The sequence below is a fragment of the Streptomyces sp. NPDC059037 genome (genome assembly GCF_042740015.1).
Classification (GTDB): Bacteria; Actinomycetota; Actinomycetes; order Streptomycetales; family Streptomycetaceae; genus Streptomyces.
On record NZ_JBHYIG010000343.1, the window covers coordinates 1 to 9596 of the forward strand.

Here is a 9596-nt window from a genome sequence, read left to right on the forward strand (position 1 = left end):
GGGTATGACCAGAACACCGTGGGCAACTTCGCTCGCGTGAAACCCCTGGAGGGGTACCACGATGTCGTGGTACATGGGAACAATCGAGGGTTCTTCATGCCAGGACGCATCAACGAAGCGGGGGTAGGCTTCCCTGCTGGCGACGTACACCCCTCCCACATCGCTGACGCAATTCGAAACAACCCTAGCTACAACGGTGGACCGATCCGTCTCATATCCTGCCACACAGGATATGTCCGCTTCATGTCGGATGAAATCGCGCCACCCACCGGAGAAGGAGTCCTGCACGATTCAGCGGCCCAAGCGATAGCGAACGAACTGGGCGTGCCCGTTATGGCCCCCACGGATGCAGTGGGAACCTTTTCTAATCGCGGGCCAGGCCAGATCCCGAGGATCAACAGAATGGGATACTGGCGCACCTTCCTCCCGATGACCCAATAGAACAGGCTCTTCTATGCAAATTGCGGATCACTTCACGGAACTCTGGTCTCCAGGCTTTGGCAATCCGCGAGGCAGCGTACGGGAATTCATCCTCTCAGAGCCATACCCTGACCAGCAAAAGATCGCCGAATACCTGCGAGCCGGGCATGAAATTGTAGCCGTTATGGGAGCGTCAGAGGACAAGCTGGGATCTGGCCGACAGATCCTCGGTGGCGATTCCCTGTACACCGACGGACAGTGGCTATGGAGAGGCGACCTTTACTTCTACGTAGAGAGGCATAACGTGGCACTGCCCGACGAATTCGTTGCTCGCGTTCGGAGCCATACATATTCGATCCCGCCTGTGGAACATGCACGGCTCCTTGAGGTCTCGGACTATGTAGATGAAAGGTGGTGAAATTTCCGAAGTGATCAGCAAAGGTAAAGGGTTCCACACATGACAACGCCACCGATCCTCGCGGCTACCGATAACGTCATCGAGGCACTAGGGTGTGACGGCGAAACGCATCGCATCGACCCGGCTGACGTGGTGATGACCGAGTTCAACAATCTCCCCATCTAAAACCACGGAATGAGGCACCCAGTAGTAGCACACGCATCAAGATGAACGTCGATGAATACAAGTGGAGTGAGTAAATTGTCTGGGATCCGTGACATGCGGCGAGTCGTTCGCGTGATGCCTGCCGACCCCGAAGCAGCTGCAGAGCTGCAGTCGTGGTCCCAGCAGCAGGACACCACCTTGGACCTCTCAGGTCTCGATGCTTCTGGTGCCGACCTCACCGGAGCCCATCTAGCTCTCGGGGTGTTCAGCGGAACGGGGCTGAAGCGCACCACGCTGGTGGACACTGATCTTTACCGAGCACATCTGGAAGACGCCGTGCTCGATTCCGCGGATCTCACTGGCGCTTCACTCGCCAAGGCTGTGCTTGACGGGGCATCCCTGCGCAGCGCAAACCTCACTAGAGCCGATCTGAGCGGTACCAAGCTCACCGAAACCGATGCGACATCAGCAGTACTTCGCGGTGCACGGCTCAATGGGACCGTCCTCGCGAAAACGTGCCTTCGGGGCGCTGACCTCACCGATGCAACACTGCACAACACCTCCTTCGATGCGGTCCTCGACGAGGAGACGATCCTTCAAGGGCTTACCGGCAGCGTCTTCGGACCAGCTCACGTCGATGAAGGCGGTTCCGTACGGGAACTTGCCGGCCTTGAGCTGGAGTTTTGGCTGGAAAGCCGTGGAGCCTCCGTAAACGTACTCAACTCGCCTCCTGGGACAGTCACCTTCTACGCTCACATTGACGACGAATTCCCCCGGGAGCGACCCGCTGGGATCGTGCGGCGACGCCGAGCTGGACAATCCTTCCGCGATGAAGCGTTCACCCGGAATCTACGCTGGGAGCCCACGGAGTACCTGCGTCTATATGAACTCGGCCACAACGATAGTGACCACGTTGAGATTACAGAAGAGGAGGCAAACCGATTCGTCACTCGAATCACCGCCAAGCTCGGCGGCAGCCAGCCTCTTTGACCCCACCGACGAGGACTCCGCGGATGACCTTCGGTCGCCCTCACCTCGGACGTACGCAGTACCAGCCAAGCCCCGCCCGGCGATTCAAGGCGATGGTCGAACAGCAGCGGAGGAGGTGAGCGAGTTGTCTGGTACCCGTGATGTCGGTAGGGCTGTGCGGGTCATGCCAGCCGAGCCTGAGGCCGCTGTGGCCTTGCGGGCCTGGTGCGACGCGACAGATGACGAGACGACTTTGGATGCTTCTCAACTTGATCTCTCTGGCGTCGACCTGTCGGGCGCTGACCTGGCGCTGGCTACGCTTTTTGACACCAAGCTCGTAGAGGCCAAGCTCGTCGGCGCGGATCTGTACCGTGTACAGAGCGCCGACGCCGTACTCGACAACGCTGATCTGAGTGAAGCGTCCTTGGCAAAGGCCGATCTGCGCGACACGTCCTTGTGTGGCGCCCAGTTGCGCCGTGCCAACCTGGGCAGCGCGGACCTCTGGAAGGTGGACGCACGGTCCGCGTGCTTCCAAGAAGCGACGCTCGACGGGGCCTCACTCCTCGACGTTCAACTCCAGGGCGCCGATCTCTCCAACGCATCTGTGGGCGAAACGTCGCTTAGAACGGTGTTTGACGAGCACACAGTCGTTGCCGGGCTCTCGGGAACGATCTTCGGACCCGCGTTCATTGAAGCAAGAGGTGTGCAGCGCGAGATCGCCGGACCTGAACTCGAGCAGTGGCTGAACAGTCGCGGCGCAGCGGTGCGGGTCCTCAATCGATCATCCGCAGACATCACTTACTACGCGAAGATCAGTGATGGCTGTCCGCGTAGCAGTCCTCAGGGAATTGTGCGGCGTCGAATGGTGAGTGGCGTCGCCTACGACGAAGCGTTCACCCGGAACCTGCGCTGGGAACCGACTGAGTACCTGCGCCTGTACGAATTGGGACATGACGATGTTGATCACGTCAAAATCACCGAGGCCGAAGCCGCACGATTTGTCTCGGAGGTCACCGGTGAACTGCAGAGTGAGTCAGCCCAATGATCCATCTCGTGACCACGTTTGTTGACAGCCGCTCAGCATAAGCGACCCTGAATTGAGTCATGGCAGCCCAGGATTACGACAGTCAGCTACTTGAGTCGGTGTCGGTACGGCGCCGACGGCTTCGTGATGCCCTGCTTTTCGGAGCACAGCGGCAGCGGCGGGCGTTTGATGAGCGGTTTGGGAAGGTGTTCGCCGGAGTGGTGATCGCGGCGATCTTGTGTGCCGGATGCGTGGGATGGTCGTTCGTCTCGCACCGACTCATTGGGAAGAGTCCCTACGGGTCGTCGGTGCCTGCTTCTCCCAATTCCCCTGGTTCTTCCTCACCTTCGCCTTCCCTGACGCATTCCTCTCGATGATAGACATCGCACGGGGTCAAGTAGTCAAGCCGCAGCTTCGAGGAGGGAGGGAAACGCGACGTGTTCGTCGAACAGTTCGCCTGTGTGGATGCAGTGGTAGAGCTGGCCGATCAGGCGGTTGAACAGGTGTCGCTGGGCCTGCGCGTGCCAGTCTCCCTTCTCGCGGCGGCGCCCGTAGTGGGCCTTGGCCCCAGGCGAGGCGGTGAGGGCTGCGAAGGCCCACAGGTAGCCCGCGTGGTTGAGGCGGTCGTTCTTGACCCTGCGGCGGCCCACGTAGTGCTTCTTGCCCGAGGCCCGGGTGATCGGGGCCGATCCGGCGTAGGCCTTCAGGCCACGGGCGTCTGCGAAGCGGTCGCGGTCGTCCCCGATCTCGGCCAGGACCCGGGCGCCGAGCTGGATGCCAAGGCCGGGGAAACTCGTGATCACATGGGCGTCCGGATGGCGGGGAAAGGCCTCTTCGACCGCCTTCGCCAGATCGTCGGCGGCCGTGCAGGCGGCTTCCAACTGGCCGAGCAGGGCGAGCATCTGCTTGCCCAACGCCTCCTCGACGAGGAGCAGCTGATGGGCGTAGTCGCCGCGAAGGACCTCGCGCAGGCGCCTGGCCTCGGCGTCGATGCCACGCCGGCGTCCGGCCCGCTTGAGGGCCGAGCGAAGCTGGGCGAGCGAGAGGCGCGCCGCCCGGCTCGGGGTCGACGCGATGCGCAGCACTTCACGGGCCTCCGGACGGCACAGGCCGTTCTGCCATCCGGCGACCGCGTCCAGGGCGGCGGGGTAGAACTCCCGCAGCAGGGACCGCAGTTGGTTGGCCATCGTCTGCCGGTTCCAGGTCGCGTCCTGCTGCGCGCGGGCCAGGACGGCGATCGCGCGGGCCAGGTGGCTGTCCCGGGGCAGCGGGCGGTGCCTGACCATGTCGGTGCGCAGGATGTTCGCCAGCACCAACGCATCGCCCGGGTCGGACTTCTTGCGGCTGACTCCGTGGCGGTCTCGGTAGCGGGCTACGGCCATCGGGTTGATCGCGAACACCTGGCGCTTGCCTTGCCGCAGCACGGCAACCAGGAGGCCGCGGGAGGTCTCGATCGCCGCCGGGATCGGGGTGTCCTCGGTGTCGCCGTACTCGGCAAGCAGGTCCAGCAGCACCCGGTAGCCGGCCACGTCGTCGCCGATGCGGCGCTTGGCCAGCAGCGTGCCGGGCGTGTCGACCAGGGCCACATCATGATGGTGTTCGGCCCAGTCGATTCCGCAGTAGATCACGACGTTCCTCCTCTTGGTGCAGGTATCTGCGCCGGTCACGAGCGCATGCGGGCCACGCGGCTCCCTAATTCCAGGCCTCTGCCGGGCCGGCATCGCACAAGCCGTTCGTGGCACCGGCGCACCGCACGGGCCTCGGTCTTGCCCAGGGCTCAATGGCCCGGGACCGGCGAGAGGTCACCATGCAGCGGGCTCGCACCGGAATCGCTCATCAGGGATCGCCGGATGGGGTGGTGGTCGCCGGTGCGCCGGGCGCGGCCGCTCCCTCTTGAAGCCTCCAACGGCCAGAAGAGGCACAGGCATCCACCCGACGCATCCGGCCACCACCACAAGGCCGGTGCCGCGCGCCGCTCTATCATTGGGCATCGAACTGCCAGGTTCGAACTAGGCGTCGCGGCTCCGATTCGAACAGCTCAGGAACGGGCGACACCCGCTCCTGACCGCTCCAAGAGAATTAGGTTCGAACGCGTGATATCTGCGGGGCCGTTGAGCCGCACGAGCGGTACGAGTCGTACGGCCTTGAGCCGAGTCACCCTGGTCGGTGAGCGGCGGCGGGTGGACCTTGTCCTTCCCTCCCAGGAGCCGGTGGGGCTGCTGCTCCCTGAAGTGTTGCGGCTCCTCGATGATCAGGCCGCCGGGCGGCCCATGTTGCGGCATCTGGTCACCGCGGACGGCTCGGCCCTTGCGCACGACAGCACGCTCGAGTCCGCCGGGATACCGGACGGCGCCGTGCTGCGGCTGGTGCGGGCCGAGGACGCGCCCTCGGCGCCCGTCGTGCATGACGTCACCGACGAGGCCGCTGGCGATCTCGATGTGCGAGCCTGGCGGTGGCGGCCAGTTGCCAGGCGGGTAATGGCGGGGATAGCCACCGTCTTCTGGGCGCTCGTCGCCGGGGTGTTGGCCCGCGGTGAGTTCGAACTGTCCGCCGTGGGCAATGCACTGCTCGGTGGCGGTGCCGTATCGGCTCTCGGCGGCACCCTGTTGGGGCGGGCCGGGCGGCTGGAACTGGCCGCCACCTTGATCGTGACGGCCGGATCCCTGGGCGTGCTAGGCAGCTGGACGCTCGCCGATGCATACGCCTGGACGGGAGCGGTACGGCTCGCGGGCATTGCCGTGAGCGCAGGGGTGGCACTCCTGCTGCTGGGATGGTTCTCCCCGCTGGGGCGCGGCGCGTTGATCGGTGCCGGGGCCCTGGTGGGGTGCCTCGTGGCGTGGGAAGCGGCCGTTGCACTGCAGGACGGCGCCGGGACAGCGGCTGAGCAAGCCCGGGTGGGTTCCTTGCTCGCTGTCGTGTCGGTGGTGGTGCTCGGGGTGCTGCCGCGGCTCGCGTTGATGGCCTCCGGGCTTTCGGGGCTCGATGACCGGCGCTCGGGCGGGGCATCGGTGAGCCGGTACCGAGTGGGCACCGCGCTGACCGCCACCCACCATGGACTGGCCGTCGCCACCATCGTGCTGGCCGTCTCTGCGGCTGCGGCCGGCCTGATGGTGCTGCGCGCGCCGACCGTGTGGACCGTTCTCCTTGCCGTGGTCACCGCGGTGGTGCTGGCGTTGCGGGCGCGGGCCTTTCCGTTGGTCGCCGAGGTGGTGGGGCTGTTCGTCGCCGCCGCGGTCGTCGCGGTGGCGTTGGTGGTGGTGTGGCTTGAGCGGTCGGCGGCCGTTGGGCCCCTCGGCGTGCTGGCCGGGCTGGCTCTGGTTCCGCTGGTGGTGCTTGCGGTGCAGCCCGCCGAGCATGTGCGGGTGCGGCTTCGTCGCTTCGGTGACGTACTGGAGTCGGTGGGTGTGATCGCGCTGCTGCCGCTCGTCATCGGGGTGTTCGGTGTGTACGGGCGTCTGCTCGACACCTTCGCGTAGGGAAGCCGTCCATGTCTGACAGCGGATCGGATTGGCAGCGCGACGTGCTGCGGGAGCTGGGAGCCGCCTCCGCGGAGTCCGCCGAAGCCGCCGCGCTGCGCCTGGCGACGAGAGCGGAGAGTGAAGCACCCGCAAACCCACGGCCGACCCCTCAGCCAACGGCTCCGACCGTACGCGGCGGCGCCCGCGACCCGCGTGTCTCGATGCCCACCCCCGAGTCCGTGCCCACCATCGACCCCCGCCTGGCCCGTGCCCTGGGCATCCCCCAGCACGGCGACTCCGCGGTCCGGCGCACCGGACGCTCGCTGCGCAAACTCACCGCGTCGGCCGGGCAGGAGGTCGCCGAGCAGACCCGGCTCGCCCGCGAGGTGCAGCAGCCGGTCACCACCGGCCGCGTCATCGCCGTGACCTCCATCCGCGGCGGGGTCGGCAAGTCCACCGTCTCCGCGCTGCTGGCCCGGACGTTCAACCACTACCGGCACGACCCCGTCCTCGCCCTGGAAGCCGACGCCGCGCTCGGCACCCTGCCGGTCCGCCTCGGCGCGGAGACGGTGCGCTGGGCCTGCGCGGACCTGGCCCCCCTCCTCAGCCCGGCCATGCAACTCACCGACGTCACCGGCTACCTGGTGCCGGTCACCGACGGCGGCTGGCTGCTGCCCGCGAGCCAAGGCAGGGTCGGCGCGCCGCTCGACGTACCCACCTATCGCACCGTCACCCTCGCGCTGCGTCGCTACTTCGCCGTCACCGTGGTCGACTGCGAGACGCTGCCCGGCGAGGTGGCCCGCACCGCGATGGACACCGCCCACGCCCGCGTGGTGGTCGCCCCGATGACCGCCGAGGGCGTCGGCGGCACCCGCGTGGTCCTGGACTGGCTGGCCCAGCTGCCGCACTCGGCCCTGGCCACCACCGTGGTCGCGCTCTCCGCCAACTCCCCCGACACGACGCTCGATCTGAAGACGGCCGCCGCGCATCTGCGCGAGACCGGGGTGGCCGTGGTGCCCCTGGCCTACGACCGTCATCTGGCCCAAGGAGGCCCCATCCACACCGGCATGCTCGGCCAGAACTCCCGCGACGCCGCCGTCCAGCTGGCCGCCGAGGCGATGGGGCGGGCGGTGCGGGTGCGATGACCCACCGCCTCATCCACCGCCCGGCCCGCTCCACCCGGCCCCTGGCCGCCCCGCCGGAGCGCACCATCGAGCCGCCGCCCAATCTGCCCGAGGGCAAGATGGGCAACGCGGCCACCGCGCTGCTGCCGATGGCGGGTGTCATGGGCTCGGTCGTGATGATGACCGTCATCCGCAACAGCCAGTTCGCCGCCGTCGGCGCGATCGTCCTGGTCTTCGCCCTGCTCGGCGCGGTCGCCCTCTTCCTGTCCCAGCGCGGCAAGGCCCAGCGCACCCGGCGTACCCAGCGCGAGCGCTATCTCGAGTACGTCGAGGAACAGCGCGAGGAACTGGGCGCCATGGAGCGGGAGTTGCGGCAACAGGCACGGATCCTCAATCCGCCGCCGACGGCGCTGTACGACCTGGTCCGTGACCCGGCGCGGCTGTGGGAGCGGCGCCGGCTTGACGCGGACTTCCTGCGCGTGCGGCTCGGCACCGGCGACGTACCCGTCCAGGCTCTGGCCATCGGGCAGAACTCGGGCAGCGGTGTGCTGACCCCGCCCGATCCGTTCATGCTCAACGAGGCGCGGGCGTTGCAGCACCGGTTCACCACCGCGACCGACTTCCCTCTCCTGGCGCCGCTGGACCGCGCGGGCAATGTCAGCGTCATCGGCGAGCGGGACGGCGTCCTGCGCGTCGCGCGCGCCCTGCTGATCCAGGCCGCCGTGACCCACGCGCCGGACGACGTCGCCATCGCGCTCGGCGTGCCCGGCGAACGCCTGGACGCGTGGGAGTGGGCGAAGTGGCTGCCCCACATCCTCGACCCCCAACAGGACGACGGGCCCCTCGCCGCGCGGCGGATCGCACCGAGCCTGGACCAGCTCGCCCGGCAGTGCGCCCCGGATCTGCGCCGCCGTTCCTCCTACGCCGCCGAAGTACGCCGCGGCCTGTCCGACAAGAACGCCCTGCGGATGAACGACCGGCTCCTTGTCGTCAGCGACTGCCACGGCCGCACCGCCACCGAACTCCCCCGCCCGGACACGGCCGTCGACCTCACCGCCATGGGCGTGACCGTGCTCCACCTGCTCGAACAGCAGGTCCACGAACCCGACCAGGTGTCCGTACGCATCACCGTCGACGGCGACGAGGTGAGCGTCGAGGACCTGCGTACCCCCGACGCGCTGCCCGGCCACGGCACCGCAGATCCGATGAGCATCGCCGGCGCCGAAGGCCTGGCCCGCCTGCTCGCCCCGCTGCGCCTGTCGGCCGAATCCGCCGCCGAGGGCACCCCGATCTCCGGCCCCGTCGACTTCCCCACCCTCCTCGGCATCGACGACCCGGCCGCCCTCGACCTCGAACGGCTGTGGGCGCCACGCGGCGAGCGCGACTTCCTGCGCGTACCCATCGGTCTCAACGACCGCCACGAGCCAGTCCTGTTGGACCTCAAGGAGTCCTCCGAACTGGGCATGGGCCCGCACGGACTGTGCGTCGGCGCCACCGGCTCCGGCAAGAGCGAACTCCTGCGCACCCTCGTCCTGGCCCTCACCGCCACCCACTCCCCCGAAGACCTCGCCCTCGTCCTGGTCGACTACAAGGGCGGCGCCACCTTCGCCCCCTTCACCCACCTCCCGCACGTCGCCGGTGTCATCACCAACCTGGAGAACCAGGCCGGACTCGTCGAGCGCGTCCACACCAGCCTGGCCGGCGAGGTCAAGCGCCGCCAGCAGGTCCTCAAGGACGCGGGCAACGTCGCCGACATCGGCCACTACGCCGCCCTGCGCGCCCAGCAGCCCGAGCTCGGCCTGGAGGCGCTGCCCCACCTGTTCGTCGTCATCGACGAATTCGGTGAACTCCTCACCGCCAAGCCCGACTTCATCGACCTGTTCCTGTCCATCGGCCGCATCGGCCGCTCCATCGGCGTCCACCTGCTGCTCTCCAGCCAGCGCATCGAATCCGGCAAGCTCAAGGGCCTGGAGACCTACCTCTCCTACCGCCTCGGCCTGCGCACCTTCTCCGCCGACGAGTCACGTACCGTCCTGGAC

General features: G+C 67.3%; 8 protein-coding genes. 6 read left to right on the forward strand and 2 right to left on the reverse strand.

What is annotated here, in order from left to right; translation table 11 throughout:
• A partial coding sequence (locus ACFWY6_RS40835; RefSeq protein WP_384701570.1) for a hypothetical protein occupies positions 1 to 288 on the reverse strand: 288 nt, incomplete at its 3' end.
• 808 nt (positions 289 to 1096) lie between these two features.
• Between ACFWY6_RS40835 and ACFWY6_RS40840 the strand changes: the two genes are divergently transcribed.
• The 3 genes from ACFWY6_RS40840 (at position 1097) to ACFWY6_RS40850 (ending at position 3352) form a co-directional block, all read left to right on the forward strand.
• Positions 1097 to 1972, forward strand: coding sequence for a pentapeptide repeat-containing protein (locus ACFWY6_RS40840; protein WP_384701573.1), 876 nt, complete (start codon positions 1097 to 1099; stop codon positions 1970 to 1972).
• Between the two features lie 163 nt (positions 1973 to 2135).
• Positions 2136 to 2996, forward strand: a complete 861-nt coding sequence (locus tag ACFWY6_RS40845) for a pentapeptide repeat-containing protein (RefSeq protein ID WP_384701576.1) — start codon at positions 2136 to 2138, stop codon at positions 2994 to 2996.
• Between the two features lie 59 nt (positions 2997 to 3055).
• Complete coding sequence (locus ACFWY6_RS40850; RefSeq protein ID WP_384701579.1) at positions 3056 to 3352, forward strand: hypothetical protein; 297 nt, start codon at positions 3056 to 3058, stop codon at positions 3350 to 3352.
• A gap of 24 nt (positions 3353 to 3376) precedes the next feature.
• On the opposite strand, the gene ACFWY6_RS40855 is transcribed toward ACFWY6_RS40850, so the two are convergent.
• Positions 3377 to 4603: an IS110 family transposase gene (locus ACFWY6_RS40855; protein WP_384701582.1), complete on the reverse strand. Its 1227-nt coding sequence runs from the start codon at positions 4601 to 4603 to the stop codon at positions 3377 to 3379.
• Between the two features lie 483 nt (positions 4604 to 5086).
• Between ACFWY6_RS40855 and ACFWY6_RS40860 the strand changes: the two genes are divergently transcribed.
• The 3 genes from ACFWY6_RS40860 to eccCa all read left to right on the forward strand — a co-directional run.
• Entirely contained in the window at positions 5087 to 6451 is a 1365-nt protein-coding gene (locus ACFWY6_RS40860; protein WP_384701590.1) for an EsaB/YukD family protein, read from the forward strand.
• Positions 6452 to 6462: 11 nt separating this feature from the next.
• Positions 6463 to 7578, forward strand: coding sequence for a type VII secretion protein (locus ACFWY6_RS40865; RefSeq protein ID WP_384701585.1), 1116 nt, complete (start codon positions 6463 to 6465; stop codon positions 7576 to 7578).
• Positions 7575 to 9596 (forward strand): type VII secretion protein EccCa (gene eccCa, locus ACFWY6_RS40870; RefSeq protein WP_384701588.1); only part of this gene is annotated, 2022 nt, incomplete at its 3' end. The genes ACFWY6_RS40865 and eccCa, both read left to right, overlap by 4 nt.